Origin of the sequence: Streptomyces sp. NPDC021562, assembly GCF_040640875.1 — a bacterium.
GTDB lineage: Bacteria > Actinomycetota > Actinomycetes > Streptomycetales > Streptomycetaceae > Streptomyces.
In genome coordinates, this window is record NZ_JBFACN010000011.1 from 236,569 (window position 1) to 262,543 (window position 25,975).

General features: G+C 72.9%; 26 protein-coding genes and 1 pseudogene. 13 read left to right on the plus strand and 14 right to left on the minus strand.

Annotated features, from left to right (window positions below; all coding sequences use genetic code 11):
• Positions 1 to 60: 60 nt before the first annotated feature.
• Entirely contained in the window at positions 61 to 1,401 is a 1,341-nt protein-coding gene (gene allB / locus AB0G52_RS19345; RefSeq protein ID WP_361337464.1) for an allantoinase AllB, read from the minus strand.
• A 276-nt stretch (positions 1,402 to 1,677) separates the two neighbouring features.
• Between allB and AB0G52_RS19350 the strand changes: the two genes are divergently transcribed.
• Positions 1,678 to 2,469 carry an IclR family transcriptional regulator gene (locus tag AB0G52_RS19350; protein WP_132891448.1) on the plus strand — a complete coding sequence of 264 codons (792 nt, stop codon included), beginning with the start codon at positions 1,678 to 1,680 and terminating at the stop codon, positions 2,467 to 2,469.
• A gap of 63 nt (positions 2,470 to 2,532) precedes the next feature.
• Here the strand turns inward: AB0G52_RS19350 and AB0G52_RS19355 are convergent, their stop codons facing one another.
• Positions 2,533 to 2,847 carry a DUF5955 family protein gene (locus tag AB0G52_RS19355; RefSeq protein WP_132891449.1) on the minus strand — a complete coding sequence of 105 codons (315 nt, stop codon included), beginning with the start codon at positions 2,845 to 2,847 and terminating at the stop codon, positions 2,533 to 2,535.
• A 153-nt stretch (positions 2,848 to 3,000) separates the two neighbouring features.
• Here AB0G52_RS19355 and AB0G52_RS19360 point away from each other — a divergent pair, with 153 nt between their 5' ends.
• Positions 3,001 to 3,600 carry a nucleotidyltransferase family protein gene (locus AB0G52_RS19360; protein WP_361337467.1) on the plus strand — a complete coding sequence of 200 codons (600 nt, stop codon included), beginning with the start codon at positions 3,001 to 3,003 and terminating at the stop codon, positions 3,598 to 3,600.
• 184 nt (positions 3,601 to 3,784) lie between these two features.
• Complete coding sequence (gene aceB / locus AB0G52_RS19365) at positions 3,785 to 5,407, plus strand: malate synthase A (protein WP_132891451.1); 1,623 nt, start codon at positions 3,785 to 3,787, stop codon at positions 5,405 to 5,407.
• A 14-nt stretch (positions 5,408 to 5,421) separates the two neighbouring features.
• On the opposite strand, the gene AB0G52_RS19370 is transcribed toward aceB, so the two are convergent.
• From AB0G52_RS19370 to AB0G52_RS19380, 3 genes are all read right to left on the minus strand, one after another.
• Positions 5,422 to 5,703, minus strand: coding sequence for a SelT/SelW/SelH family protein (locus AB0G52_RS19370; protein WP_132891452.1), 282 nt, complete (start codon positions 5,701 to 5,703; stop codon positions 5,422 to 5,424).
• A complete protein-coding gene (locus tag AB0G52_RS19375) occupies positions 5,700 to 6,605 on the minus strand; it encodes a HipA family kinase (protein ID WP_132891453.1) in 906 nt (301 codons plus the stop codon). The genes AB0G52_RS19370 and AB0G52_RS19375 overlap by 4 nt, the downstream gene beginning before the upstream one ends.
• Positions 6,606 to 6,739: 134 nt before the next feature.
• Complete coding sequence (locus AB0G52_RS19380; RefSeq protein ID WP_132891454.1) at positions 6,740 to 7,348, minus strand: TetR/AcrR family transcriptional regulator; 609 nt, start codon at positions 7,346 to 7,348, stop codon at positions 6,740 to 6,742.
• 112 nt (positions 7,349 to 7,460) lie between these two features.
• Between AB0G52_RS19380 and AB0G52_RS19385 the strand changes: the two genes are divergently transcribed.
• Complete coding sequence (locus AB0G52_RS19385; RefSeq protein WP_361337470.1) at positions 7,461 to 8,228, plus strand: SDR family oxidoreductase; 768 nt, start codon at positions 7,461 to 7,463, stop codon at positions 8,226 to 8,228.
• A gap of 57 nt (positions 8,229 to 8,285) precedes the next feature.
• Here AB0G52_RS19385 and AB0G52_RS19390 read toward each other — a convergent pair whose 3' ends face one another.
• On the minus strand, positions 8,286 to 9,800 hold the full coding sequence (locus AB0G52_RS19390) for an IucA/IucC family protein (protein WP_361337472.1): 1,515 nt from the start codon (positions 9,798 to 9,800) through the stop codon (positions 8,286 to 8,288).
• Between the two features lie 94 nt (positions 9,801 to 9,894).
• On the opposite strand from AB0G52_RS19390, the gene AB0G52_RS19395 reads away from it, so the two are divergent.
• The 3 genes from AB0G52_RS19395 to AB0G52_RS19405 all read left to right on the plus strand — a co-directional run bounded on the left by AB0G52_RS19395 (position 9,895) and on the right by AB0G52_RS19405 (position 13,563).
• Positions 9,895 to 11,397 carry an IucA/IucC family siderophore biosynthesis protein gene (locus AB0G52_RS19395; RefSeq protein WP_361337474.1) on the plus strand — a complete coding sequence of 501 codons (1,503 nt, stop codon included), beginning with the start codon at positions 9,895 to 9,897 and terminating at the stop codon, positions 11,395 to 11,397.
• A gap of 103 nt (positions 11,398 to 11,500) precedes the next feature.
• The gene (locus AB0G52_RS19400; protein WP_132891458.1) at positions 11,501 to 12,763 is read left to right on the plus strand and encodes a VWA domain-containing protein; all 1,263 of its coding nucleotides are present in this window, start codon (positions 11,501 to 11,503) and stop codon (positions 12,761 to 12,763) included.
• Complete coding sequence (locus AB0G52_RS19405) at positions 12,763 to 13,563, plus strand: hypothetical protein (RefSeq protein WP_361337477.1); 801 nt, start codon at positions 12,763 to 12,765, stop codon at positions 13,561 to 13,563. The genes AB0G52_RS19400 and AB0G52_RS19405 overlap by 1 nt, the downstream gene beginning before the upstream one ends.
• A gap of 56 nt (positions 13,564 to 13,619) precedes the next feature.
• On the opposite strand, the gene AB0G52_RS19410 is transcribed toward AB0G52_RS19405, so the two are convergent.
• A complete protein-coding gene (locus AB0G52_RS19410; RefSeq protein WP_132891460.1) occupies positions 13,620 to 14,246 on the minus strand; it encodes a transcriptional regulator in 627 nt (208 codons plus the stop codon).
• 81 nt (positions 14,247 to 14,327) lie between these two features.
• Between AB0G52_RS19410 and AB0G52_RS19415 the strand changes: the two genes are divergently transcribed.
• The 4 genes from AB0G52_RS19415 (at position 14,328) to AB0G52_RS19430 (ending at position 17,450) form a co-directional block, all read left to right on the plus strand.
• Entirely contained in the window at positions 14,328 to 15,536 is a 1,209-nt protein-coding gene (locus AB0G52_RS19415; RefSeq protein ID WP_132891461.1) for a pyridoxal phosphate-dependent aminotransferase, read from the plus strand.
• 126 nt (positions 15,537 to 15,662) lie between these two features.
• The gene (locus AB0G52_RS19420; protein ID WP_361337479.1) at positions 15,663 to 16,262 is read left to right on the plus strand and encodes a histidine phosphatase family protein; all 600 of its coding nucleotides are present in this window, start codon (positions 15,663 to 15,665) and stop codon (positions 16,260 to 16,262) included.
• Between the two features lie 87 nt (positions 16,263 to 16,349).
• A complete protein-coding gene (locus tag AB0G52_RS19425) occupies positions 16,350 to 16,973 on the plus strand; it encodes a hypothetical protein (RefSeq protein ID WP_361337481.1) in 624 nt (207 codons plus the stop codon).
• A gap of 54 nt (positions 16,974 to 17,027) precedes the next feature.
• Entirely contained in the window at positions 17,028 to 17,450 is a 423-nt protein-coding gene (locus tag AB0G52_RS19430) for an acyl-CoA thioesterase (protein ID WP_132891464.1), read from the plus strand.
• 24 nt (positions 17,451 to 17,474) lie between these two features.
• Here the strand turns inward: AB0G52_RS19430 and AB0G52_RS19435 are convergent, their stop codons facing one another.
• The gene (locus tag AB0G52_RS19435; protein WP_207921849.1) at positions 17,475 to 17,876 is read right to left on the minus strand and encodes a helix-turn-helix domain-containing protein; all 402 of its coding nucleotides are present in this window, start codon (positions 17,874 to 17,876) and stop codon (positions 17,475 to 17,477) included.
• Between the two features lie 157 nt (positions 17,877 to 18,033).
• Between AB0G52_RS19435 and AB0G52_RS19440 the strand changes: the two are divergent.
• Positions 18,034 to 19,304 (plus strand): annotated as a pseudogene (locus AB0G52_RS19440) (MFS transporter).
• Between the two features lie 3 nt (positions 19,305 to 19,307).
• Here AB0G52_RS19440 and AB0G52_RS19445 read toward each other — a convergent pair.
• Positions 19,308 to 20,171, minus strand: a complete 864-nt coding sequence (locus tag AB0G52_RS19445) for an NAD(P)H-binding protein (RefSeq protein WP_361337483.1) — start codon at positions 20,169 to 20,171, stop codon at positions 19,308 to 19,310.
• 93 nt (positions 20,172 to 20,264) lie between these two features.
• Between AB0G52_RS19445 and AB0G52_RS19450 the strand changes: the two genes are divergently transcribed.
• Complete coding sequence (locus AB0G52_RS19450) at positions 20,265 to 21,080, plus strand: helix-turn-helix domain-containing protein (RefSeq protein ID WP_132891466.1); 816 nt, start codon at positions 20,265 to 20,267, stop codon at positions 21,078 to 21,080.
• On the opposite strand, the gene AB0G52_RS19455 is transcribed toward AB0G52_RS19450, so the two are convergent.
• The 5 genes from AB0G52_RS19455 to uraD form a co-directional block, all read right to left on the minus strand.
• Positions 21,055 to 22,398 (minus strand): nucleobase:cation symporter-2 family protein, encoded by a 1,344-nt coding sequence (locus AB0G52_RS19455; RefSeq protein WP_361337537.1) that lies wholly within the window; start codon positions 22,396 to 22,398, stop codon positions 21,055 to 21,057. The genes AB0G52_RS19450 and AB0G52_RS19455 overlap by 26 nt on opposite strands.
• Positions 22,399 to 22,671: 273 nt before the next feature.
• Positions 22,672 to 24,051, minus strand: coding sequence for an 8-oxoguanine deaminase (locus AB0G52_RS19460; protein ID WP_132891467.1), 1,380 nt, complete (start codon positions 24,049 to 24,051; stop codon positions 22,672 to 22,674).
• A 12-nt stretch (positions 24,052 to 24,063) separates the two neighbouring features.
• Positions 24,064 to 24,957: a factor-independent urate hydroxylase gene (gene pucL, locus AB0G52_RS19465; protein ID WP_132891468.1), complete on the minus strand. Its 894-nt coding sequence runs from the start codon at positions 24,955 to 24,957 to the stop codon at positions 24,064 to 24,066.
• A gap of 7 nt (positions 24,958 to 24,964) precedes the next feature.
• Entirely contained in the window at positions 24,965 to 25,375 is a 411-nt protein-coding gene (uraH, locus tag AB0G52_RS19470) for a hydroxyisourate hydrolase (RefSeq protein ID WP_361337486.1), read from the minus strand.
• 4 nt (positions 25,376 to 25,379) lie between these two features.
• Positions 25,380 to 25,892, minus strand: a complete 513-nt coding sequence (gene uraD / locus AB0G52_RS19475; RefSeq protein ID WP_361337488.1) for a 2-oxo-4-hydroxy-4-carboxy-5-ureidoimidazoline decarboxylase — start codon at positions 25,890 to 25,892, stop codon at positions 25,380 to 25,382.
• Between the last annotated feature and the right edge of the window lie 83 nt (positions 25,893 to 25,975).

Consider the following 25,975-nt stretch of genomic DNA (forward strand, 5'->3'; position numbering starts at 1 on the left):
GGTCGGCCGGTGCGGGTGCGGGAGGGGGCGGAAGGGCGTAGGGCCGGAGCGGGCGGAAGGTCAGGGAGTGCGGGTGAGGAGCCGGCCCCGCGGGGCCGTGAACGCGCCGTCCGCGACGATGCGTTCGCCGCGCAGCCAGGTGGACTTCACGACCCCGAACAGGGTCTTGCCCGCGTACGCGGTGACGCGGTTGCGGTGCTGGAGTCCGGCCGGGTCCACGGTGAAGGTCCGGTCGGGCGCGAGGACCGCGAAGTCGGCGTCCCGGCCCACCGCGATGGCGCCCTTGCGGCCGTCGAGTCCGACGAGCGCCGCCGTACGCGCGGACATCCAGCGGACCACGTCCTCAAGACCGTGGCCGCGCCCGCGGGCCTCGGTCCACACCGCGGCGAGGCTGAGCTGGAGGCCGGAGATGCCGCCCCAGGCGGTCGCGAAGTCGGCGGTCTTCAGGTCGGCCGTGGACGGTGAGTGGTCGGTGACCACGCAGTCGATCGTGCCGTCGGCGAGCGCCTGCCAGAGCAGGTCCTGGTTGGCCGCCTCCCGGATCGGCGGGCAGCACTTGAACTCGCTGGCGCCGTCCGGGACCTCCTCCGCGGTGAGGGTGAGGTAGTGCGGGCAGGTCTCGACGGTGATCCGTACGCCGCCCCGCTTGGCCTCGGCGATCAGCGGCAGGGCGTCGGAGGAGGACAGGTGCAGGACGTGCACGCGCGCGTCCAGCCGTCCCGCCTGCGCGATCAGCTGGGCGATCGCCGTGTCCTCCGCGTCGCGCGGGCGGGAGGCCAGGAAGTCGGCGTACTTCGGGCCGCCGTGCTGCGGGGCGGCCGCCAGGTGGTGCGGGTCCTCCGCGTGCACGATCAGCAGTCCGCCGAACGAGGTGATCTCCGCCAGTGACCGGGCGAGCCGCTCCTGGTCGAGGTGCGGGAACTCGTCGACACCGGAGGGTGACAGGAACGCCTTGAAGCCGAAGACGCCGGCCTCGTGGAGCGGACGCAGGTCCTTGACGTTGTCCGGCAGCGCGCCGCCCCAGAAGCCGACGTCGACGTGTGCCTTGTCGGCCGCGACCGCCCGCTTGACCCGGAGGTGGTCGACCGTGGTGGTCGGCGGGAGGGAGTTGAGCGGCATGTCGACCAGGGTGGTGACGCCGCCGGCCGCCGCCGCGCGCGTGGCCGTCCAGAAGCCCTCCCACTCGGTGCGGCCCGGGTCGTTGACGTGGACGTGGGTGTCGACCAGACCGGGCAGCAGGACGTCGTCGCCGAGGTCCTCCAGGCGGGCGCCCCGCGGGAGCGGAGCGTCGTACGGCAGTACGGCGGTGATCGTCCCGGCGGACACCGCGACCGCGGCGGGCCGTGTCCCCTCCGGGGTGATGACGCGCGTCGAGCGCAGCACCAGTTCAGCCTCGGACACCCGGACCCCTCTCTCTGCCGCCGCCGTTTTACTTCCGGGAAACGGGATTTACACCCACGTAACGGAATTCAACGTTCTGTTGAAGGAGTCTTCACTCCCGCTCCCCCGCCGTCAAGGGTCCACCGTTCTCCGGCGCTCCCCGCACGCCCGCTCTGGACCTTTCCACAAAGCGGAATTAGAATTTCAACAGGCAGAACGTAGCTACGTACGACCGGGGAGTCAACCGGCCGCCGGGTAGGCTTCAGCTCTCCCGGTCAGCCTCGAAAGGAACGCGCCGTGCCGACGTCCAGCGCCAGCGCCCACGACTCCGCCAAGTCCAATGGCGGCGGGGTCCAGTCCCTCGAGCGCGCCTTCGATCTGCTGGAGCGGATGGCGGACGCGGGCGGCGAGGTCGGCCTGAGCGAGCTGTCCGCGAGCAGCGGGCTGCCCTTGCCGACGATCCACCGGCTGATGCGGACGCTGGTCGCCTGCGGGTACGTACGGCAGCAGCCGAACCGGCGGTACGCGCTCGGCCCCCGGCTGATCCGGCTCGGCGAGTCGGCGTCGCGACTGCTGGGCACGTGGGCGCGGCCGTACCTCGCGCGACTGGTCGAGGAGACCGGGGAGACGGCGAACATGGCGCTGCTCGACGGGGACGAGATCGTGTACGTCGCTCAGGTGCCGTCCAAGCACTCGATGAGGATGTTCACGGAGGTGGGGCGGCGGGTGCTGCCGCACTCGACCGGGGTGGGCAAGGCGCTGCTCGCGGGGGTGCCGGACGCGGAGGTGCGGGCGCTGCTCGCGCGCACCGGGATGCCGGCGGCGACCGAGAGGACGATCACCACCGCGGAGGGGTTCCTGACGGCCCTGGCCGAGGTGCGGCGGCTCGGGTACGCCGTGGACGACAACGAGCAGGAGGTCGGGGTGCGGTGCCTGGCGGTGTCGGTGCCCGACTCGCCGACGGCCGCGGCGATCTCGATCTCCGGGCCCGCGGGGCGGGTGACCGAGGCGGCCACCGAGAAGATCGTGCCGGTGCTGCAGCAGGTGGCCGTCGAACTGTCCCGGGCGCTGGCGAGTTCGGGCGCCTGAGGGCCGGGGACCGGCTCACCGTCCGCGGGCGCGGGTCGGGCGGGACCGCCCCCGACGGGACGCTCAGGTGCGCGGCGTCTCGCCGAACAGGTCCACCGCCCGGCGGACGCCCGACAGGCCCGGCGACAACGCGCTCACCGAGCCGATCGCACCGGCGATCAGTAACAGGGAACGGCGCAGGCGCGGGATCTCCGGGATGCCGCCCGTGGCCATCGCGGCCAGCGCCGCCAGTTCGTCCTCGGCTATCGCGCGGTCCGGGAACTCGGCCGGGTGCGCGGCCAGTTCGCGGCGCAGCCTGGACACCGCCGTGCGTAGTTCCGTGATCCTCGGATCCTCGTCGCTGCCGGTCACCGGCCTCTGCCCCAAGCTCCGCAACACAGCTCCCCCCTCGCCAGGTGCCCCGCGGCGCTGATCGAGCGCCTCGGGACGCGGGTCAGTAAACGCCCTCCCGCCGGGAAAGCGCTACAGCGCGGACCGAAATTCAGCCCTGCGGAACCCGCTCGGCGAGCCGTCGTCGGGTATGCAGGACCCATGACCGACACGCATCGACGGATCGCCGCACTGCTGCTCGCCGCCGGCGGTGGCAGACGGCTCGGCGGGCGGCCCAAGGCGCTCCTGACGCACCGGGGACGGCCACTGGTGGAGTACGCGGCCGGGGAGCTGCGGGCGGGCGGCTGCGGGCCCGTGCACGTGGTGCTGGGGGCCGGCGCGCACGAGGTACGGGAGCGCGCGGCGCTCGACGGGTGCGTGGTCGTGGCGAACCCCCGCTGGGCCGAGGGCATGGGGTCCTCGCTGCGGGTGGGGCTGGAGTCGCTCGCGGGAACCGGGGCGCCGGCCGTCCTGGTGGCGCTGGTGGACCAGCCCGGGATCGGGGCGGCGGCGGTGGCACGGGTCGTCGCCGGCTTCCGGGACGAGTCGTCGCTGGTGTCGGCCGCCTACGACGGGGTGCGCGGGCATCCCGTGCTGCTCGGCGCCCGGCACTGGGCGGGGATCGCGGCGAGCGCGACCGGGGACCGGGGCGCCCGCGGCTATCTCCGGGCACACCAGGCGGCGATCACGCTCGTCGAGTGCGGGGACGTCGCCGAGCCGTACGACATCGACACCGAGGCCGACCTGGTCCACCTGGAGTGAACGGGACGGCACCGAGCGCCACCCTCCCTCGACGCAGAGAATCTCGACGTCAACAAACCATTGAACTTCCACGATGAGGAAACTAGTATCCACTGCTCAGAAGCTCCCGTGCCACTGCGCGGGCGTGCTTCGCTCCACCGGAACGACTGGCACCCGGTGCCACCGCTGAAGGAAGTGACAGCTCATGTCCGCACCAGCGCCGTCTGGGCCGGCCATCGTCGACGCCGAGCCCCTGCCCCGGCAGGAGGAGGTCCTCACCGACGCGGCGCTCGCCTTCGTGGCCGAACTGCACCGGCGGTTCTCGCCGCGCCGCGCCGAACTCCTCGCCCGCCGCGCCGAGCGCCGCGCCGAGATCGCCCGCACCTCGACCCTCGACTTCCTCCCCGAGACCGCGGCGATCCGCGCCGACGACTCCTGGCGGGTGGCCCCCGCCCCCGCGGCCCTCGACGACCGACGGGTGGAGATCACCGGTCCCACCGACCGCAAGATGACCATCAACGCCCTCAACTCGGGCGCCCGGATCTGGCTCGCGGACTTCGAGGACGCCTCCGCGCCCACCTGGGAGAACGTCGTCCTGGGGCAGCTGAACCTGATCGACGCCTACACCCGGAACATCGACTTCACGGACCCGGCGAGCGGCAAGTCGTACGCCCTGCGGCCGAACGAGGAGCTGGCGACGGTCGTCATGCGGCCGCGCGGCTGGCACCTGAACGAGCGGCACGTCGAGGTCGACGGCGAGCAGGTGCCCGGCGCCTTCGTCGACTTCGGGCTCTACTTCTTCCACAACGCGCGGCGGCTGCTCGACCTCGGCAAGGGACCCTACTTCTACCTCCCGAAGACCGAGTCGCACCTCGAAGCCCGGCTGTGGAACGACGTGTTCGTGTTCGCCCAGGACCACCTCGGCATCCCGCAGGGCACCGTCCGCGCCACCGTGCTCATCGAGACGATCACGGCCGCGTACGAGATGGAGGAGATCCTCTACGAACTGCGCGACCACGCCTCGGGGTTGAACGCGGGCCGCTGGGACTACCTGTTCTCCATCATCAAGAACTTCCGTGACGGCGGGCCGAAGTTCGTCCTGCCGGACCGCAACGCGGTGACGATGACCGCCCCCTTCATGCGGGCGTACACCGAACTCCTCGTCCGCACCTGCCACAAGCGCGGTGCGCACGCGATCGGCGGCATGGCGGCGTTCATCCCGTCCCGCCGCGACGCCGAGGTCAACAAGGTGGCCTTCGAGAAGGTCCGCGCCGACAAGGACCGCGAGGCGAACGACGGCTTCGACGGCTCCTGGGTCGCCCACCCCGACCTGGTCCCCATCGCCATGGAGTCCTTCGACCGGGTCCTCGGCGACCGGCCGAACCAGAAGGACCGGCTGCGCGAGGACGTCCAGGTGACGGCGGCCGACCTGATCGCCGTCGACTCGCTGGAGGCCAGGCCGACCTACGCCGGTCTGGTCAACGCCGTGCAGGTGGGCATCCGTTACATCGAGGCGTGGCTGCGCGGCCTGGGCGCGGTGGCCATCTTCAACCTCATGGAGGACGCGGCCACCGCCGAGATCTCCCGCTCGCAGATCTGGCAGTGGATCAACGCCGGCGTCGAGTTCGAGAACGGCGAGCGGGCCACCGCCGAGCTGGCCCGCAAGGTCGCCGCCGAGGAACTCGCCGCCGTCCGAGAGGAGATCGGCGAGGAGGCCTTCGCGGCCGGACACTGGCAGCAGGCCCACGACCTGCTGCTCCAGGTCTCGCTCGACGAGGACTACGCGGACTTCCTGACCCTGCCCGCCTACCAGCAGCTCCGCGGCTAGGACGTGTCGCGGTCCTAGGCAGGTGTGTCCGAGTGGCCCAGAGACCTTCCCGGGGCCACTCGGTCGCGTACCGCCTGCTTCACCGCCGTGGGCTCGGGGAAGCCCTGTTCGCGCCGGTCCCACACCACCTCGTCCCCGACGCGGACGACGAAGACCCCGCCCTTGCCGGGCCGGAGCACCAGCTCGGTCAGCTCGGTCTCGAAGGTGGTCAGCAGCTCCTGCGCCAGCCAGGCCGCCCGGGGCAGCCAGCGGCACTGGGTGCAGTACTCGATCTCGACGCGTGCGTGGTCGCTCATCCGAGGTGCACCGACCAATCCTGTTCCGCCGCGGGTTTCCCGTGCAGGTCGGGCACCTGCTTCAGCCAGGCCGGGCGCCCTTGCCTGGTCCTGGCCGCTCGGGCCGCCTCCTCGGAGGCGAGCTGGTCGCGGCCCGGGAAGTCGGTGGGAAGCCACCGGGCCGAGCTCCGTGCCCGCGCCAGCAGGTAACCGGCATAGGCCTCGCGCATCTCGTCCGGGGTGCCGAAGTCGGTGAGCCAGGCGTCCGGGACCTCGGCGAGGATGTCCCCGAGCAGCTGTTCGGTCACCTTGGGCGCGAGTTCGGCGTCCGCCGCCCGGGTGTCGGGGCCGTACCGGCCGAGGGCGTGGTGACGGAAGTCGTAGGCCTTGTCGGGCGTCGAGGTGTCCCAGCGGTGGTGGAAGACGAGGGCGGCGCCGTGGTCGATGAGCCACAGGCGCGGCCGCGCGATGCCAAGGGCCGGCCAGACCATGAGGTTGGAGCTGTGCACCGTACGGTCGACATTGACGGTGAGCGCGTCCAGCCAGACGATCCGGCCCGCCTCCAGCGGGTCCACCGGGAAGACCTCGGCGATCTCCGGGGTGAAGTCCCTGGCACCCGGCAGGAAGTCCATCCCCAGGTTCACCCCCGCGCTGGCCGCGTGCAGCTCGCGCACCTCCTGGTGCGGCTCGTGGGCGGCGATGGCGGGGTCGAAGCGCACCGTCACCAGCTCGGGGAATCGCAGCCCGAGCGCCCGCGCCAGCTCCCCCACGATCACCTCGGCGACCAGTGCCTTGTGCCCCTGCGCCGAGCCGGTGAACTTCACCACGTACGTGCCCAGGTCGTCGGCCTCGACGACTCCCGGGACGGACCCCCCGGAGTGGAGCGGCGCGAGATAGCGGGTGGCCGTGACCTCTCTGAGCATGTCCGCCCCTCCTGTCCGGCCTGCGGCGTGAAGTGACCATGGTAGTCGCGCCTGGCTGTCGCCCGCCGCCCCGCGGCCAGCGCCCGGGCGGGTCCGCGGGGCGGCGGGCGACAGGCGGCGGGGCGGCCCTCGCCTCAGGAGGACGGTTCGGGCCAGACCGCCATGGCGTACGCGGCCACGCGGCGCAGCTCTTCGGTGGTCGCCCCGTCCCGGGCCTGCTGGGACAGGCCCTGCACGACCGCGGCGAAATAGACGGCCAAGGCCCGGGTGTCGGTCCCCGCGGGGAGCGAGCCCAGGGCCTTGGCCTCGTTCAGACGCTCCTCGAAGGACCCGGTGTTCGCCGCCCTGCGGGCGCGCAGGTCCCGCTCGACGTCGGCGGTGCCCGGCGAGTAGTTGGTCGCCGCGGAGATGACCAGACAGCCCGCCGGGTGCGTGGGGTCGGTGTAGGACACCGCCGCCTCGTCCAGCATCCGGGCGAAACCCGTGCGGGCGTCGCTCTCCTCGGCCAGCGCGTTCCCCATGAACGCGCCGAAGGTGCTGCCGTACCGGTCGACGACCTCGGTGAACAGGGCGCGCTTGTCGCCGAAGGCCGCGTACAGGCTCGGCGGCGAGATGCCCATGGCGGCGGTCAGGTCGGCGACGGACGTGCCCTCGTAGCCGTGCTGCCAGAACAGCAGTGTGGCCTGGACGAGTGCGACGTCGCGGTCGAAACTCCGCGGCCTGCCGCGCTTGGTCGTCGTCATGCCGGGATTTTACAGCGATCGCTAAAGAATGCGCGTAGGCTCATTACGTAGTCATCGCTACAGAAGTTCACCGCAGAAGTTCGCGACAGAAGTCCGGGACGAAGGGCAGACCATGGGCACGCTCACGGGGAAGACGGCACTGGTGACGGGCGGCAGCCGCGGGATCGGGCGGGCGATCGCCGAGCGGCTCGGCGCCGAGGGAGCGCTGGTGGCCGTGCACTACGGGCGCAACGCGGCGGCCGCCGAGGAAGTCGTCGAGGCCGTCCGGGCCAAGGGCGGCAGTGCCTTCGCGGTCCGGGCCGAACTGGGCACCCCCGGCGACGTGGCGACCCTCTGGGAGGGCTACGACCGCCGGGCCCTTGAGCACTCGGGCCGCACCGACCTCGACGTGCTGGTCAACAACGCGGGCGTCACCCCGCGCGGCGAGATCGAGGACACCACGCCCGAGACGTTCGACGAGGCGGTCGCCGTCAACATGCGCGCGCCGTTCTTCCTCGCCCAGCAGGGGCTCAAGCGGCTCCGGGACGGCGGACGGATCGTCAACATCTCGTCGGGCGCGACCCGGATCGCCCTCACCGACATCATCGCGTACGCCATGACCAAGGGCGCGATCGACGCCTTCACGCTCACCCTCGCCAAGGCGGTCGGCGGCCGTGGGATCACCGTCAACTCGGTGGCCCCCGGCATCGTCGACACCGACATCAACGCGTCCTGGCTGCGGGGCGACGAGGCGGCGCAGCAGTCCGCCGCGGAGCTCTCGGCGCTCGGCCGGGTGGGCCGCCCCGAGGACATCGCCGACGTGGTCGCCTTCCTCGCCTCCGACGACGCGCGCTGGGTGACCGGACAGGTCGTCGACGCCACCGGTGGCTCCCAGCTCTGACCTGCGGCCGGAGGCGGCGCAGGCCGGGCCGGGCCGGGGCGGTCGGGCGACGTGGTCTCAGGCCAGCGGGTTGGGCAGCGGCAGGTACCTCGCGTCGGCGCCGTCCGCCCCGGTCCAGCGCAGCAGCAGGTTCGTCTTGCCCGGCAGGGCGGGCGACGCCAGCAGTTCGGTGACCTCCGGGATCCGGTGCCGGGCCAGCTCCCGCCTCGCCGCGGGCCACGGGTCGAACCCGGCGTGGCGCTCGGCGAGCGCCGCGGCGACCTCGGTGAGGTGGTTGACGACCAGGCAGTACACCAGCCGCTCCCACCCGGCGGCCCGGTCCACGTCGGTGAGCAGCTTGACCCCTTCGGCGTCCCGGAACAGCGCCTGCACCGGCGTGCCGTCCGCGTCCACGGCGACCAGGGTGTTCTGCAGGTGCGCCTCCAGTACGACGCCGTGCCCGTCGAAGGCCCTGAGGACGGGGGGTACGACCACCCGGAGGTACGCCTCCCACCAGGCCCGCGGATCGGCCGCCGTGGTCAGCGGGTCGCCGTCGAAGCCCTCCACCAGACCGGCGGCGAGCAGCGGGGTCGCCCCGGGCAGCAGTGGTCCGCGCAGCCCGTCCCGGACGATGACCGCGAGTTCCTCGAAGGCGAACCGGGCGGTGCGGTAGCCGCGGTCGCCGAGCCAGCCCGCCGGGTCCCGCGACGCGCCGAAGGCGGCGGTCACCGCGGTGTCCGTGCGGCGCAGCCGGCGCAGGTCGTGCGCCCACAGCCGGCGGATGTCGTTGGTGATGCGGACGTCCAGGCTGAACTTCAGGAAGAGATCGCGCACCGGCTCGTACACCGTGCGGATCGCCGCCGTCGGCCAGGCCGTGAAGTCGCTCTCGCCGAGGCGCAGCAGCCGGCCGTCCGCGAAGGCGGGGGCCAGGTCACGGGCGACCAGGTCGAGCTGCCAGGGGTGGGCGGGCAGCAGCCGGTAGCCGGGCGGTACGGCGGCCAGCCGGTCCAGCGCCCCCGTGTCACCCTCCTCGGCCACCTCGTCCTCGCGCACCCCGAGCAGCACCAGCGGGAACCGGGCGTGCGCCTCGGGGGCGTACGGCAACCAGGCGGTGACCGGGCCGCCGCCGCGTGCCTTGGGGGCGGGGTGGTAGGGATGGCCGGTGATGAGGGACTGCTCGGAGCGCAGGTACGGGTCGTCGGGCGCCGTCGCCCGGGCGCGTGCCGTGAGCAGCGCGGCGACCGCGTCCCGGCTGTCGATCATCTCGGCGGGCAGGTCGCCGTTGGAGAGCCCGGTGTGCCGGCGCAGCTCCTCGCTGACGAGTTTCACCAGTTCGGCGTGGCCGAGGCGGCGCCAGGCGCCGTCCGCGTACACCTCGGGGGCGGCGGGCCTGCGCTCGCCGCGCACGCGCAGCAGCCGCCCGCCGCCGGGCAGCCGGTAGACCCGCGGCCGCCCGTCCGCGGCGCCCGCAGCGGTGTCCGGGAGCGGCTGGGCCACCTCCCGCAGCAGGCAGTTCAGCAAGGGGGCGGCGGCGTACGCGTCGGCGCGCTCCGCGACGGCGTCGCTGGGGGGCATGAGGTCCACGCGTTCCATTCGTTCGCTACGTCCACACAGTCCGATCACGATCAGTATGTCTGTCGACGACGGCCATCATGACCGTCGTACCCGTCCCCCGAGGAGTCCCCCCGTGCACCGTCCCTCCCCCATCGAGAACCGGCTCGCCGCCGAGCTGGCCGAGGCGCGGCCGGATCTCGTCGACCGGTACTGGGCCGAGCTGCCGGGTGCGCGGGCGGCGGTGCTGACCCGGCTGTGGCGGGCGCTGGCGCACGAGCCGCTGCCGTGGGTGGAGCGCCGGGTGCGCGGGGCGCACGGTCTGGCCGTGCGGCTGGCCGACGGGCGGGCGCTGCACGGCCCGCACGCGGATCCGTTCGCCACCGGCGCGTACGTGACGACGGTCCGTCTGGACTCGGTGGCCTACGACGATCCGGCGCGGTTGACGACCGACCTGGGGTGGCCGCACGCGGCGGGCCTCGCGGCCGAACTCGGGCACAGCGCGGCCTCGCTCGCGCTCTCGCGGGCCGGTCAGCAGGCCGGTTCCCGGGAGTGGCCCGCACGGGACTGGCAGTGGGAGCAACGCGTCGTCGACGGGCACCCCTTTCACCCCAACTGCCGTTCGCGGCCCGGCTTCTCGGCGGCGGAGCAGCTCGCGTACGGGCCGGAGCACCGGCCCGTGGTGCGGCTGGAGGCGGTCCCGGTCCCGGCCGGGGACTGTCTGCTGACCGGTGACTGGCCGGAGGAACTGCGGGACGGCGGGCGGCTGCTGATTCCCGTGCATCCCTGGCAGGCCGCCCATGTCCTCAAGGGCGGCGCGGAGCCCTGGCGTACCGCGCACCCGCTGATGTCCCTGCGCACGCTGGCGCTTCCGGACGGGCCGCACGTCAAGACGGCGCTCAGCGCCCGGCTGACCTCGTCCGTGCGGGACATCTCCACGTACTCGATCGGCGCGGCGGTGACGCTGTCGTCGTTCGCGACGGATCTGGCGGCCCGCACCGACGGGCTCCTGCACGTCACCCGCACGCTGGGCGCGGCGACCGCCGACTCGCCGGATCTGGCGGCCGTGCTGCGCGAGTCGCCGCAGGCCTGTGCGGCGCCGGGCGAACGGGTGCTGCCGGTGGCGGCCCTGGCCACCACCGCCCTCCCCGCATCACCCTCCTGGCTGGCCGAGTTCACCCGCCTCACGCTGACGGTGGGGCTGCGGCTGCTGGACCTGGGGGTGGCCCTGGAGGCACACGGCCAGAACCTCCTCGTGGTGCTCTCGGGGACCGGCGCGCCGCTGCGCCTGGTCTACCGCGACCTGGCCGACATCCGGCTCAGCCCCGCCCGGCTGACCCGGCACGGCATCACCCCCCCGGAGCTGACGGGCCGCCAGGTCACGGACGACGAGACGGCGTTGCGCCGCAAGCTGTTCGGCTCGCTGGTCGCGGGCGCGCTGGCGGGCACGGCGGGTTCCGGTCCGGCCCTGGCGAACGCCCTGGCCACCGCCGCGGCACAGCTGCCCGGCACCCCCGATCTGACGGCGCTGCTCGAAGACCCCCTGCCGGCGAAGGCGTTGACCCTGATGCGGCTGTCGCCACAGGTGCCGGGGGACCAGTGGGCGGCGCTGCCGAACCCGCTCACGGGCGCCTGCTGACCGATGGGCCTCCCGCTGCCCGGAGTTGGCCTTCCGGCCACCCGCGCGTCGGCGCCGGGACCTCGTTTTGGAGCCCGGCACCCTGGATCAATAAGATCCGCCGATGATCAGAACACAACGGCCGGTGGCAGGAGTCTGCGCGCTGCTCGCCGCCCTGGCCGCCGGGATCGCGTTCCCCGGCCCGGCGGCCGCCGACGAGACCGACCAGGCGGCTCCCAAGGTGGAGCTCGTGCTCGACGTCAGCGGGTCCATGCGGACGGCGGACATAGACGGCGGGACGCGGATGGCCGCGGCCAAGCAGGCGTTCGACGAGGTGCTGGACGCGACGCCCGAGGCGGTCCAGCTCGGCATCCGCACCCTCGGTGCCAACTACCGCGGCAACGACCGCAAGGAGGGCTGCAAGGACACCGCGCAGCTCTACCCGGTCAGCACCCTCGACCGCACCGAGGCGAAGACCGCCGTCGCCACCCTCCAGCCGACCGGATGGACGCCGATCGGCCCGGCACTGCTCAAGGCCGCCGACGATCTGCAAGGCGGCTCCGGCACCCGCCGTATCGTCCTGATCAGCGACGGCGAGGACACCTGCCAGCCGCTGGACCCCTGTGAGGTGGCCCGGGAGATCGCCGCCAAGGGCATCGGACTGACCATCGACACCCTCGGCCTGGTGCCGGACGCCAAGACCCGCGACCAGCTCAGCTGCATCGCGGACGCCACCGGCGGCACCTACACGTCGGTCGAGCACAAGAAGGAACTGACCAACAGGGTCGGCCAGTTGGTGGACCGGGCCGCCGATCCGGTGGTGACGCCGGTGGCCACCGAGGGGACGGCCCAGTGCTCGTCCGCCCCCTCGCTGAAGTCCGGCCTGTACACCGACCGCGAGGAGTTCGGTCAGCAGCGCTGGTACAAGGTGGACGTCGAGCCCGGCCAGGAGCTGCGGACGTCGGTGAGCGTCGCGGCCGACCGGGCCGTCAACGCCGACTACGGGGTGCTGCTGCGCGCGGTGACCGCGAGCGGGCGCGAGATCGTGCGCGGTGAGGCCTCGGGGACGGGCCGTACGGACGTCATCTCGACCGGGTTGCGGTACCCGAAGGCGAAGAGCGACGACGAGGGCGCCACCGCGGAGACCGTCTGCCTCCAGGTGACCAACTCCTTCTCGGCCGCGGCCGGGGTGAAGACCAGTCCCGGTCTGCCCCTTGAGCTGACGGTCGACGTGGTGGACGGCCCCTCGAAGGCGAGCGACGTCGCCTCCTTCGGTCTCGGCCGCGGCTGGTGGCTGCTCGGCGCCCTGGTGCTGACCGGTTTCCTCGCGGGTCTGGTGTGGGGCTGGGTGTCGCGCTGGCGGATCGCGGTCTGGAGGACCAACTGATGCGGATCACACGAGTGCTGAGTGCGGCCCTGCTGGCGGTGGGCCTGGCGGCGGGTCCGGCGGTCGCCGACTCCTCCCCCTCCCCCAGCGCCTCCGAGGACAGCGGCGCGCCGACCCGGGCGGGCACCTCCTTCCGTACGGCGACGGAACTCGAACAGGGCCAGCGGGCCACGGCCGGCGGCTCCACGGGCGACTACCTGTACTGGTCGTTCCCTGCGGACGTCGGCCAGCGCCCCGACGTCACGGCGACGGTGAAACTGCCCGCCTCGCACGCGGCGCAGACCTGGGGGATCGACGTGTACGACGGTCTGCGGCGCCGGCAGTCCTGCCAGTACGGCGCCGCGACCCGCACGGCTCCGCAGGACGCCTCCTCCGTGGAGCTGGCCTGCGTGCTGCGCACGGTACGCGCCTGGTCCGAGCCGTGGGCGAACGACCCGCTGCCCGGCACGTACTACATCAGGCTGACGGTGCTGAACCTGAGCGCGGCCGACCTCGGCCAGCCGGTCAGCGCCGAGGTGCGGGCGGACTCGAAGGACATCGGCGGCTCGGCGGCGGTGGACGGTTCGCTGGCGAAGCCGCTGGTGCCGGGCATCGCCGTCCAGTCCGAGTCCGGTGACGGGGACAAGAAGGCCGCCGTGCTGTCCAGCTTCGGCTCGAACGACGGCTGGTCGTCCGGCTGGTGGACGGACCGCTGGGTGTGGACCGCGGTCGGCGGGGTGCTGGCCGCGCTCGCCGGCATCGGCGGGTACGCGCTGACGCGGGGGGCGGGCCGCCCGTCGCGGGTGCCGCCGGGCGCCTGATCCTGGACGAACGGTGTCGACCGGGCCCTCCGTTCGCGGTGGGCCCGGTCGCCGTCTCAGGCCTCGCGCAGCGCCTTGGCCAGTGCGCCGTCGCCCGTCACCGTCACCCGCCCGCCGCGTACCGCGTCCGGCAGCGCCAACTCCCCCCGGGCCAGGGCCGTACAGGTCTCCGTGTCCAGCAGGAGCCGGGCGTCGGGGTCCGCGGGGGCCGGGCCGTCGCCGTACACCGGGCCGTCCTCCGCGCCGACGCGCAGATGGAACTCGCCCTCCTCCAGACGCACTTCGACCAGCCCCTCGCCTTCCAGGAACCGCAGCAGCGGCAGCGCGAACCAGTGGGCGCGGGCCGCGTCCGTGGGGCGCCGCTCGCCCAGCTCCGGCTCGCCCCACGTGCCCAGCGCCTGGAGCACCGGCAGCAACGCCCTTCCGCGCGCCGTGAGTTCGTAGACGTAGGCCGCACCGGGCGGGGGCAGCCGCCGCCTGGTCGTGAGTCCGTCCCGCTCCATGTCCTTCAGCCGGGAGGCGAGGACGTCCGTGCTGACGCCCGGCAGATCCGCGTGCAGGTCGGTGTAGCGGCGGGGACCGGCGAGCAGCTCCCGGACGATCAGCAGGGTCCAGCGGTCGCCGACGACGTCGAGGGCGCGGGCCGCGGAACAGTACTGGTCGTAGCTTCGGCGAGGTGACATGCGACGCAGTCTAGACAAGGTGTTGGACTTTCCAAGCTCCCACTTGGTAAAACCAAGCAACACGAGTTCCCGGAGGGGCGCATGGAGTTCCGGCAGTCCAACAAGCTCAGCGAGGTCTGTTACGAGATCCGCGGGCCGGTGATCGAGCACGCCAACGCGCTGGAGGAGGCGGGCCACAGCGTGCTGCGCCTCAACACCGGCAACCCCGCGCTGTTCGGCTTCGAGGCGCCGGAGGAGATCCTCCAGGACATGATCCGGATGCTCCCGCAGGCGCACGGCTACACGGACTCGCGGGGCATCCTCTCCGCCCGCCGGGCGGTGGCGCAGCGCTACCAGACGCTGGGCCTGGAGGTCGGCGTCGACGACGTGTTCCTCGGCAACGGCGTCTCGGAGCTGGTCTCCATGGCCGTACAGGCGCTGGTCGAGGACGGCGACGAGATCCTCATCCCGGCCCCCGACTTCCCGCTCTGGACGGCGGTGACCACCCTCGCCGGCGGCAAGGCGGTGCACTACCTCTGCGACGAACAGGCCGACTGGTACCCGGACCTGGCCGACATGGAGGCGAAGATCACGGACCGCACGAAGGCCGTGGTCGTCATCAACCCGAACAACCCGACCGGCGCCGTGTACCCCAGGGAGATCCTGGAGGGCATCCTCGACCTGGCCCGCCGGCACGGCCTGATGGTCTTCGCGGACGAGATCTACGACCAGATCCTCTACGACGACGCCGTCCACCACTCGACCGCGGCCCTCGCCCCCGACCTGGTGGTCCTCACCTTCTGCGGGCTGTCCAAGACCTACCGGGTGGCGGGTTTCCGCTCCGGCTGGCTGGTCGTCACCGGCCCCAGGCAGCACGCGAAGGACTACCTGGAGGGCCTCACCATGCTGGCCTCCATGCGGCTGTGCGCCAACGCGCCCGCGCAGTACGCCATCCAGGCCGCGCTCGGCGGCCGGCAGTCCATCCGCGAACTCACCGCCCCCGGCGGACGGCTGCACGAGCAGCGCACGGTGGCGTGGGAGAAGCTCAACGAGATCCCCGGGGTCTCCTGCGTCAAACCGAAGGGCGCCCTCTACGCCTTCCCGCGCATCGACCCCAAGGTCCACCCCATCCACGACGACGAGAAGTTCGTCCTCGACCTCCTCCTCCAGGAGAAGATCCAGGTCGTCCAGGGCACCGGTTTCAACTGGCCCGCCACCGACCACTTCCGCATCCTCACCCTCCCCCACGCGGAGGACCTGGAGACGGCGATCGGCCGGATCGGACGGTTCCTGAGCGGGTACCGGCAGTAGGAGCCCGCGGAGCTGCCCGAGCCGAGCGCCACCGGCCCCGTACTGCTCCTTCCGGTGGACCCGCGGTACCGCCTGCGGGCGCGTGACGCCGCCGAACCGGAGCGCCGGGCTCTTAGCCTCTGACGCATGGCTGATGTCTTTCTCGTCCGGCACGGTGAGACCGAGTGGTCGCGGTCCGGACGGCATACCGGGTGGACCGACGTGCCGCTCACCGAGCACGGCAGGGACGAGGCACGGCGGCTGGAGCCGCTGATCCGCTCCCACCGCATCGGTGCCGCCTTCGTCAGCCCGCTCCGGCGGGCCCGCGAGACCGCCGAGCTGATCGGGGTGGACGACGCCCGGGTCGACCCCGACCTGCGGGAGTGGGACTACGGCGGCTACGAGGGCGTGACCACCGTGGAGATCCAGCGCACCCGGCCCGGCTGGTTCCTGTTCACCGACGGGGTGGCGCCCGGCCCGCCGGACCGTCCCGGGGAGACGCCGGAGCAGGTCGGCGAGCGGGCCGACCGGATGCTGGCCAAGGTCGACGCGGCCCTCGCCGACACGGAGGGGGTCGTGCTGCTGGTGGCCCACGGCCACTTCCTGCGCGTCCTGACCGCCCGCCGCCTCGGCCTGCCCGCGTCCGCCGGGGCCCTCTTCCAACTGGCGACCGGGACGCTGTGCCGGCTGGGCACGGAGCACGACCGGCCGGTGATCACGGGCTGGAACATCCGGCCCGGCGGGTAGCGGAACCCCGTTGTCAGTGCCCGGTCGTACGCTGCGAAGTGGCCGCTCAGCAGACGGCCGCGGACGCGGACCACCGGGAGGAGCACCGTGACCCGACCGCCCACCGCCGCACAGCGGCGTGTCATCGACGCCGCCGACCCGGTCACCGGGCGGCTGCGGGGTACTGAGGCGCAGCTCGCGGCGCTGGTGAAGCGCGGGCTCGCCTTCCGGCACCCGCGCCCGCCGCACGACCACTTCCTGACGCCGGCCGGACACCGGACACGGGAGAGTCCGGAGCCGCCGGCCGCGGCGGAGCCCGAGCCCGCCCCTGCCCACGGCTTCGCCGCGCGGGTCGGCGGGGAGGAGCGGGCCGACGACGGGCCCGCCCGGGCACGGGAGGTGCACAGCGCCTGGCAGGGACTCCTCGAACTGCGCCGGATGACCAATCCCGACGGCGCCACGGACCGCCCCTGCGGCTGGGAGCGGACCCATCTGGTGCGGGCCGCCGCGCTCGCCCTGGAGGCGGCCGGACACCCGCCGGAGGGACCGCAAGGGCCCGGCTACCGCGTCCGGGCCACCGTGCAGCCGGAGGCGGTCGCCGTGTACGCGCCCGACGGGGAGGGCCTGCGGGCGTGCGCGGGCACTCTGGAGGGGGCGGGCTGGCAGACCGGCGAGTACACCGAACCGCGGACCAGGAGGCGCTATCTGCTGGCATCGCCACGCCGAGTGTGAGCCCGTGCCAGGATGCCGACGAAGGATCAGCGTCGTACCCGAGAAGGGGAAGTCGTGAGCGAACCGTATTCCGTCCGCGTCACGGTCCGTGGCTACGAGACCGACGTCCAGGGCCACCTGAACCAGGCGGTGTACATCAACTACGCCGAGCACGCCCGCTGGTCGCTGCTCCAGGCCGCCGGGATCACCCAGGCCCGGCTGATCGGCCGGGGGGTGGGGCCGGTGGCCCTGGAGACCACCATCCGGTACGAACGCGAGCTGGTCGCGGGGGACGAGGTCGATGTGACCTGCGCGTTCGAGTGGGGCGGCGGCAAGACGTTCCGGATTCTCCAGAAGATCACCAAGGCGGACGGCACGCTCGCCGCCGAGGTCGACGCGGTCGGCGGGCTGCTGGACCTGAAGGCCCGCAAGCTGGTGGCCGACCCGCGCGAGATCTTCAAGGAACTCACCTCGTCCCTGGAGCTGTTCGGGCTCTGAGACACTCCGCGCCCGCCGCACCGGCTAGACGTCGAGCAGCTCCGGACGGTGTTCGGCGTCGTAGGCCGCCCGGGCCTCGGCCACGTATCCGCGGTTGCGCTCGGCCCAGTCGGTCAGCCGCAGCAGGGTCTCGTGCAACTCCACGGCCACCGGGGTGAGTTCGTACTCGACCTTCGGCGGCACCGTCGGATGGACGGTGCGGGTCACCAGCCCGTCGCGCTCCAGGTTGCGCAGGGTGAGGGCCAGCATCCGGCGGCTGATGCCCTCGATGCCGCGCTCCAGTTCGGTGAACCGGATGGGGCCGTGCGCGGCCGCGACCAGGATCTGCACGCTCCATTTGCCGGCCACCCTGTCAAGAACCTCGCGGACCGGGCACGCGTGGGCGTTCACGACCTGGGTGGTGACAGTGGTGTTCCTCCGGGACATCGAGCTGCCTCCCTACGTCGTCACCCTGACGACTTCGACGGCGATTGCGGAGGCCAGAAGGTCATGTCGACCACGACCGGCACACCGGCCGCACCGGTGACTCTTCCGAACATACCCGCGCCGGGCGTCCCTCGCCCTGCTGTGCGCGGGTGCGCTGATGACGATCCTGGACGGCAACATCGTCACGGTGGCGATGCCGGCCGTCCAACGCGACCTGGACTTCAGCGGTCCCGGGCCGGCCTGGGTGGTGAACGCCTAGCTGATCCCGTTCGGCGCTCTGCTGTTGCTGTTCGGCCGTCTGGGTGACCTGCTGGGCCGCAAGCGGATGTTCTCGGCCGGGCTCGCCGTGCTCACCGCGGCCTCCGTGGCCTGCGGGCCGGCCACGAGCCAGGGCGCGCTGATCGCCGCGCGGGCCGTGCAGGGCGTCGGTGGGGCGATGTCCTCGGCGGTGGTCCTCGGCATGCTGGTCGCGCTCTACCCCGAGCCGCGTGGACAGGCGCGCGCCATCGCGGTGTTCAGTGCGGTCGGGTCGGTGGGCGCCATCCTCGGCACGTTCCTCGGCGGGGCGCTGACGCAGGCGCCGAGCTGGCCCGCGACTCCGGCACCGGACCGGTCGGCGGCGCGGACTGGCCGGGCGCCGCCCTGGTCACCGGCGCGCTGTCGCTCACCGTGTACGTGATCGTCGGCGCCGGCCGCGCTCGCCGCGCTCGCCCTCGCGCTGCTCGTGGCGTTCGCCGTCCGCCAGGCCAGGGCCGACCGCCCCCTGCTGCGGCTGCGCATCCTGCGCTCCCGGTCGTCGAGCGGCGCGAACGGCGTACAGGTCCTGATGGTCGCCACCATGTACGGCTTCCAGTTCCTCGGCGCGCTCTACCTCCAACACGTCCTGGGCTTCGCTGAGTTGCACACCGGCCGGGCCTTCCTGCCGGCGCCGCTCGCGATCGGCGTGCTGATGCTCGGGCTGTCGGCGCGCCTCACCGGCAGGTTCGGGGGTACCGGGTGCTGCTCGCCGGGCTGGTGCTCATCACCGTCGGGACGGCCCTGCTGAGCCGGGCGCCCGCCGACGGCTCGTACGCGGCCGACGTGCTGCCGCCGATGCTGCTGATGGCGGCCGGGTTCGCCGCGGCCATGCCCCCGCTCACCGGCCTCGCCATGTCCGGCGCCCGCCCACAGGACGCCGGACTGGCCTCCGGTCTCTTCAACTCCACTCAGGTGGTGGGCGGTTCGCTCGGACTGGCCGTCCTGTCCACGCTCGCGGCGAGCCACACCGGCGGGCTGCTGCACCGGGGTGCCGAGCTGGTGCCGGCCACGGCGGAGGGCTACCGGCCGGCGTTCCGGGTGGCGGCGGTGATCGCGGCGGCGGCCCTGGTGCCGGCGGCGGTCACGCTCCGGCCGGACGGGGCGGTCACGGTCCGGCCGGACGAGGAATGAGCCTCAGTCCGTCTCGAACAGGCTCCGGTTGTCCTCGGCCCAGGTCCGGAAGGGCCGGGCCGGGCGGCCCAGCACCTCGGGTACGTCCCCGGTGACCACCGCGTTGCCGCCGGCCCGCACGAACGCCACCCCCGTCAGCACACCGTCGGCGCGGGGACCGTCCATGCCCCAGGCGGTGCGCAGGAAGTCGCGCGTCCCGTCCTCGGACAGGTCCCGGGTCGGGACCGGGCGGCCCAGCACCTCGGCGAGTACGGCGGCCTGGCCGGGGACGCTGATCGCCTCGGGACCGGTCAGGGTGTACGTCCGCCCCGCGTGCCCGGCCTCCAGCAGGGTCCGCACCGCCACCTCGGCGATGTCCCGCGGGTCGATCACGCCCGACGCGCCGTCCCCGGTCATGTTGGGCACCGGCTCGCCCGCCCGCAGCGCCTGGATCCAGGTCAGTGTGTTGGAGGCGAACGAGGAGGGCCGCAGCACCGTCCACTCGGCCCCGCTCTCCCGCAGCGCCCGCTCGCCCGCCACGTGCCAGAGCCCGGAGGGGCCGACGGCTCGGTCGCCGGTGCCGATGGCGGAGAGCTTCACGAGTCGCTCCACGCCCGCGGCCCGGGCCTGCGCGACCAGCGCCGCGTCCTCCCCCGCGTCGGGGCCGGGCGGCCTGAGCAGGAAGGCGGCCGTCGCCCCGGTGAACGCGGCGGCCACGGAGGCCGGGTCCGTGTAGTCCCCGCGGACCACCTCCACCCCGGCCGGCACCCGCGCGCTCGCGGGGTCGCGGGTGAGCGCCCGCACCTTCGCCCCGCGCTCGGCCAGCTGTCGTACGAGTTCACTCCCGATGGTGCCCGTGGCACCCGTCACCAGAATCATGCCGTCCACGGTGGGGCCGCCGGGGCGAGCGGCTCTTGGAAATTCCGGCACGGCAGGACCGCCCGGACGACCGTGCCGGGCGCCTACGGTGGAGAGGTGCCGATGACCACGACCGAGCCGCTTCCCCTCGCACCCGAGGTACTGCGCCCCTGGATCGCCGGGGTGCGGACCATGTCCTTCACCGAACCGCCCGACGGCACGTTCGTCCAGCTGCCCGACGCGGTGACCAAGGTGGTGCTGCGGGTGACGGGTGACGGGCGGCGTGACGTGCTGGCGATCGGGCCGCGGGTGCGCGCCACCTACCACGAGGGGAAGGGGCACATCGCCTGCGTGGAGCTGCGCCTCGCGCCGGGAACGGCCCGGCCCCTGCTGGGAGTCGCGGCCGCCGGGCTGGTCGGCCGGGTGGTGCCGCTGGACCGCCTGCCGGGCGCTGCGGCGCACCGGTTCGCGCGTGAGGTGCGGTGGCTGGACCCTCCGGCGGCGCTGCCGCGGATCGCCGAGGTGCTGTCCGGCCTGCTCGCCGAGCAGGCGGATCCGGCCCGGACGGCGCTGCTGCGGGCGGGGGTGGCCGCGCTGTCGGTGCGGATGGACCGGGCGCCCGCACGGGTGCGCGAGGTGGCCCACGAACTGGCTGTCAGCGAGCGCCAGTTGCGGAACCTGTTCGCCGATGGGGTGGGCGTCTCGCCGAAGCACTACGCCCGTATCGACCGCGTCCGCACGGTGGCCACCCGGGCGGGCAGTACCCGCTGGTCCGAACTGGCTGCCGCCACCGGCTACTTCGACCAGTCCCACATGACGACCGACTTCCGCACCCTGATGGGCGTCCCGCCCCGCTCCTACTTCAGCGGCCGGCTGCCGGCCACCACGCCGTGCCAGGCGGTCCGCCGTACGGTCATGGGATCGACTGCGGGGACGTGAGGGGCACCGCCGTCGCCGCCGGCTCCCTCGCCTCCGCCTCGCTCGCCGCCGCGCGGCGCCCGCCCAGGTGGTTGAAGACCAGGTTCAGCAGTACGGCCGTCACGCACCCGGTGGAGATGCCCGAGTCGAGGACGATCCGGGCGGTCCCCGGGAACGCGTGGTAGAAGTCCGGCGCGGTGATCGGGACGATGCCGACGGCCAGCGTGACGGCGACGACCAGGATGTTGTCGCCCTTGTCCAGACCGGCCCCGACCAGGGTCTGGATGCCACTGGCCGCCACCGAACCGAACAGGACCACGCCCGCGCCGCCCAGCACCGGACGGGGTACGACGGCGATCAGGGCGGCGGCGGCCGGGCACAGGCCCATCAGCACCAGGAAGCCGCCGCCGGCCGCGACCACGAAGCGGCTGCGGATCCGGGTCATCGCGACCAGGCCGATGTTCTGGGCGAAGGCGCTGCACATGAAACCGTTGAAGAGCGGGCTGAGGGCCGAGCCGAGGGTGTCGGCGCGCAGCCCCGCCGTGATGGTCCGTTCGTCGGCGGGGCGTCCCACGATCTCGCCCAGCGCCAGCATGTCCGCGGTCGACTCGGTCATCGAGACCACCATCACCACGCACAAGGAGAGGATGGCGGCGAGCTGGAACTGCGGGGCGCCGAAGTGGAAGGGGGTGGGGAAGCCGACCAGGTCGGCGTCCGCGACCGGGGAGAAGTCCGTGACGCCGCACGGGATCGCGACCAGGGTGCCCGCGACCAGGCCGATCAGCACGGCGATCTGCTGGACGAAACCGCGCGTGACCCGCCGCAGGAGCAGGACCAGGGCCAGGGTCGCGGCGGCCAGGCCGAGGTACTTCGCCGAACCGTAGTCGGCCGCCGCGGGGTCGGGTCCCTGGGCCCAGCCGAAGGCGACCGGGAGCAGCGAGACGCCGATGAGGGTGATGACCGAGCCGGTGACGACCGGCGGGAAGAAGCGGACCGCCTTGCTGAAGAAGGGGGCGGCCAGGAAGCCGAGGAGGCCGGCGACGATCACCGCACCGAAGATCACCGGCAGGGCGTCGGACCTGTCGTGGGTGGTGGCGGCGATCGCGGTCATGGGGGCGACCCCGGCGAAGGTGACGCCGTTGACGAAGGGCAGCCGGGCGCCGATCTTCCAGACGCCGAGGGTCTGCAGGAAGGTGGCGAGGCCCGCGGTGAAGAGGCAGGCGCCGGTGAGGAAGGTCAGTTCGGTGCCGGTGAGTCCGACGGCGGCGCCGACGATCAGGGGCGGGGCGACGACTCCCGCGTACATGGCGGCGACGTGCTGCAGACCGGTGGTCGCCATTTTCAGCGGCGGGAGTTTCTCGTCGACGGGATGCACTTCTTGCACAGCGGCTCTCCTCCGGTCGGTTGCGCGGCGGCTCTGGCGCGGGGTCAGGGAGGTGGTGCGTGTTCCAGGTCGTGCGGGACCCGAGAGGAGGACGGTGACCGGTCCCGGGCGCGCGCGAGGAAGCACGCGCCCGGGGGGCGGCCGCCACCGGACCCGTACGGGTCCAGGGCTGCCGGCCGGGAGCCGTCCCTCCCAGCCGGTGCTCAAGTGCCTTACGAAGGCGAGGGGTTACCGTGCTGCGAGCTGGGCGAGGCGCTGGGCCTCGGCCCGGGTGGAGCGGGCGATCGCGTCCTCGTCCACGTGCAGCAGGCGGTTGTCCGCGACGATCTGACGGCCGTTCACGAAGGAGGCGGTGACCGGGGCCGCCGCGCCGAACACCAGGGCGGTCACGGGGTCGGCGATGGAGGCGTGGGCGAGGGTGTCCAGCTTCCAGAGCACCAGGTCGGCGAGCTTGCCGGGTTCGAGGGAACCGATCTGGTCCCCGCGGCCCAGGACCCGGGCGCCGCCGTGGGTGCCGAGGCGCAGGGCCTGACGGGCGTTCAGCGCGGCCTCGCGGTGCGCGCCCAGCCGGTTGATGAGCAGCGCGTTGCGCAGCTCGGTGTGGAGTTCGCCCGACTCGTTGGACGCGGTGCCGTCGACCCCGAGCCCGACCGGGACTCCGGCCGCGAGCATGTCCGGGACCCGGGCGATGCCGGCGGCGAGCCGGGCGTTGGAGGAGGGGCAGTGCGCGACGCCGGTCCCCGTACGGGCGAAGGCGGCGATGTCGGAGTCGTTCATGTGGACGCAGTGCGCCATCCACACGTCCTCGCCGAGCCAGCCGGTGGACTCGAAGTAGTCGGTGGGGCCCATGCCGAACAGCTCGTGGCAGAACTTCTCCTCCTCGACCGTCTCCGAACCGTGGGTGTGCAGCCGCACCCCGAGGCGGCGGGCCAACTCGGCTCCCTTTCGGAGGAGTTCGGTGGAGACGGAGAACGGGGAGCAGGGCGCGACGGCCACCTGGGTCATCGCGTCGAAGGAGTCGTCGTGGTGTTCCTTGACGGTCGCCTCGGTGGCCGCGAGAGCCCCTTCGAGGGTCTCGACGGCGAAGTCCGGGGGCAGGCCGCCGTCCTTCTCACTGCGGTCCATGGAGCCGCGGGCCAGGGTGAAGCGGACGCCCGTCTCGCGGGCGGCGCGGATGATCGCGCCGGACAGGTCGCCGGAGCCCTTCGGATAGACGTAGTGGTGGTCCATCGCGGTGGTGACACCGCCGCGGGCCATCATGGCGAGGGAGCCCTGCGCGGCCGCGTACACCATGGGCTCGTCGATACGGGCCCAGGTGGGGTAGAGCGCGACCAGCCAGTTGAAGAGGTTGTGGTCGGTGGCGAGACCCCTGGTGATCCATTGGTAGTAGTGGTGGTGGGTGTTGACCAGACCGGGGGTGACCAGGTGGCCCGTGGCGTCGATCCGGCGTTCGACGTCCGCCAGGTCTTCGGGGGCCGGGCCCGCGCCGAGGGACTCGATGCGGTTGCCGGCGATCACGACGTGCCCGTCGGCGTACTCGGTGTCGTGGGCGTCGACGGTCGCGATCGAGCAGTTCTCGATGACGGTGCGCTGCGCTTCTGCTGCCATGGCTCGTCCCAATCAGAGGGTGGTGAGGTCCGCCGGGATCCGCGCCGTGCTGCCGTCGCGCAGCACGGTCGCCTCGATCAGCCCGTAGGGGCGGTCGGCCGCGTAGTACACCTCGTTGTCGTTCTTGAGGCCGAACGGCTCCAGGTCCACCAGGAAGTGGTGCTTGTTCGGGAGCGAGAAGCGGATCTCGTCGATCTCGCCACGGTTGTCGATGACGCGCGAGCCCATCTGGTAGAGGGTCTGCTGCAGCGAGAGCGAGTAGGTCTCGGCGAAGGCCTGGAGCAGGTGCCGGCGGGTCTCCCCGTAGGACTGCTCCCAGTCGGGTGTCTCCTGCTCGTCGTCGGTCCAGTTGAACCGCCAGCGGGCGGAGACCTCGGTGGCCAGGATGCGGTCGTACGCCTCGGGCAGGGTCGTGTACTTGTCCTTGACGAAGCCCCAGAACTCCGAGTCGGTCGAGTTCATCACCACGAGGTCCTTGAGTCCGGAGACGACCTCCCACGACTCGCCGTCGTAGGCGACCTGGGTGACCCGGGTCTCCTGGCCCTTGCGGACGAAGGAGTGCGCGCCCTTGCCGGCGTGCTCGATCCGCTCCCAGCCGTACTCCTCGACGCGGATGCGGGCCCGGTGGATCGGCTCCTGCGAGGTCACGAAGTGCCGGGCGAGATGGATCCCGAACTGCTCGGGCGACTCGACGCCGTGCTCCTTGGCGAACGCGTACACCGTGTTCTTGGTGGTGTCGGTCGGCAGGACGCTGGCGTTGGAGCCGGAGTAGTGGACCTCGTCCATGTCGCCGGAGAGCGACACGGAGACGTTCAGGTCCCTGATGTGGTGGGTGGCGCCGTCCCGTGTGATCTTCACGACCCGGTTCTCGGCCTTGCCGTACTGGTTCTGTCCCAGGATGGGCATCTGTCTGCTAGCTCCCTCGGTAAACGGAGTAGCCGAACGGGTTGAGCAGCAGCGGTACGTGGTAGTGCTCGCCCGGTACGACGGCGAACGTGATCGCCACCTCCGGGAAGAACACGGCCGGTCCGCTGTCCCGATTCGCGGGGGCGTCCTGCTGCGCATCGGCTTGCTTCTTCGCGGACTTCTCGAAGTACGGCTCGACGGCGAAGTCGAGCCGTACGTGTGTCGTGCCCTCCGGCGGTTCCGGAAGGTCCTTGCACCGGCCGTCCGCGTCGGTCGCGGAGCCGCCGAGCGCCTGCCAGGGGGCGTCCGGGCCGCCGCGGGCGGCGAGCCGGACGGCGATCCCGGCCGCGGGACGGCCGACGCTGGTGTCCAGGACGTGGGTGGACACGGAGGCGCTGGTGCTGGTGCTGGTGGTCATGGTGTCAGGCGTCCTCTTCGACGAGTCGGGCCAGCCGGATGCGGTTGATCTTCCCCAGCTCGGTGCGGACGATCTCCCGTTCCTGCTCCGGCGAGTTGCCGATCCGCGCCCTGACCGCGTCCCGCATCTCCTCGGCGCCGCGACCGGTGGCGCAGATCAGGAAGACGTGGCCGAACCGCTCCTGGTAGGCCAGGTTGAGTTCGAGCATCTCCGCGCGGAGCGCGTCGGGGGCGCCGGCCATGCCGGACTGCTCCCGGGCCGAGGTCGGATCACCCGGTTTCGGGCGGCCGATGGGCGGGTGTCCGGCCATGGCCTCGGCCAGGTCCGCCGCGGTCAGCTCGGCCGTGGCGGCGTCGCTGGCGGCGCCCAGGGCCTCGGGGGTGGCGTAGGGGCGGCCGGCGAGCAGGCGCCGCACCCATGCCGTGGAGGCACACGCCTCGTGGAGGGCGGCGGCGGCCGCGTGCTCCTCGAGAACGTTGAACCGGGCCAGACCCGGGGGCGTGGAAGTCGACGTCACGGGAGCCTCCGTGGCCGCGGGCGGCCTTCGTGCTGAACGGACTGCGGTCAGCTAACGCCCTCCGGAACACCGAGTCAACACTT

Excerpts from the sequence above, each read along its gene's own strand:
- AB0G52_RS19360 (WP_361337467.1), top strand. The coding sequence starts at position 3,001 with ATGACCGACACGCATCGACGGATCGCCGCACTGCTGCTCGCCGCCGGC.
- aceB (WP_132891451.1), top strand. The coding sequence starts at position 3,785 with ATGTCCGCACCAGCGCCGTCTGGGCCGGCCATCGTCGACGCCGAGCCC.
- AB0G52_RS19370 (WP_132891452.1), bottom strand. The coding sequence starts at position 5,703 with ATGAGCGACCACGCACGCGTCGAGATCGAGTACTGCACCCAGTGCCGC.
- AB0G52_RS19375 (WP_132891453.1), bottom strand. The coding sequence starts at position 6,605 with ATGCTCAGAGAGGTCACGGCCACCCGCTATCTCGCGCCGCTCCACTCC.
- AB0G52_RS19380 (WP_132891454.1), bottom strand. The coding sequence starts at position 7,348 with ATGACGACGACCAAGCGCGGCAGGCCGCGGAGTTTCGACCGCGACGTC.
- AB0G52_RS19385 (WP_361337470.1), top strand. The coding sequence starts at position 7,461 with ATGGGCACGCTCACGGGGAAGACGGCACTGGTGACGGGCGGCAGCCGC.
- AB0G52_RS19390 (WP_361337472.1), bottom strand. The coding sequence starts at position 9,800 with ATGGAACGCGTGGACCTCATGCCCCCCAGCGACGCCGTCGCGGAGCGC.
- AB0G52_RS19400 (WP_132891458.1), top strand. The coding sequence starts at position 11,501 with ATGATCAGAACACAACGGCCGGTGGCAGGAGTCTGCGCGCTGCTCGCC.
- AB0G52_RS19405 (WP_361337477.1), top strand. The coding sequence starts at position 12,763 with ATGCGGATCACACGAGTGCTGAGTGCGGCCCTGCTGGCGGTGGGCCTG.
- AB0G52_RS19410 (WP_132891460.1), bottom strand. The coding sequence starts at position 14,246 with ATGTCACCTCGCCGAAGCTACGACCAGTACTGTTCCGCGGCCCGCGCC.
- AB0G52_RS19415 (WP_132891461.1), top strand. The coding sequence starts at position 14,328 with ATGGAGTTCCGGCAGTCCAACAAGCTCAGCGAGGTCTGTTACGAGATC.
- AB0G52_RS19420 (WP_361337479.1), top strand. The coding sequence starts at position 15,663 with ATGGCTGATGTCTTTCTCGTCCGGCACGGTGAGACCGAGTGGTCGCGG.
- AB0G52_RS19435 (WP_207921849.1), bottom strand. The coding sequence starts at position 17,876 with ATGTCCCGGAGGAACACCACTGTCACCACCCAGGTCGTGAACGCCCAC.
- AB0G52_RS19450 (WP_132891466.1), top strand. The coding sequence starts at position 20,265 with ATGACCACGACCGAGCCGCTTCCCCTCGCACCCGAGGTACTGCGCCCC.
- AB0G52_RS19455 (WP_361337537.1), bottom strand. The coding sequence starts at position 22,398 with ATGGCGACCACCGGTCTGCAGCACGTCGCCGCCATGTACGCGGGAGTC.
- AB0G52_RS19460 (WP_132891467.1), bottom strand. The coding sequence starts at position 24,051 with ATGGCAGCAGAAGCGCAGCGCACCGTCATCGAGAACTGCTCGATCGCG.
- pucL (WP_132891468.1), bottom strand. The coding sequence starts at position 24,957 with ATGCCCATCCTGGGACAGAACCAGTACGGCAAGGCCGAGAACCGGGTC.
- uraH (WP_361337486.1), bottom strand. The coding sequence starts at position 25,375 with ATGACCACCAGCACCAGCACCAGCGCCTCCGTGTCCACCCACGTCCTG.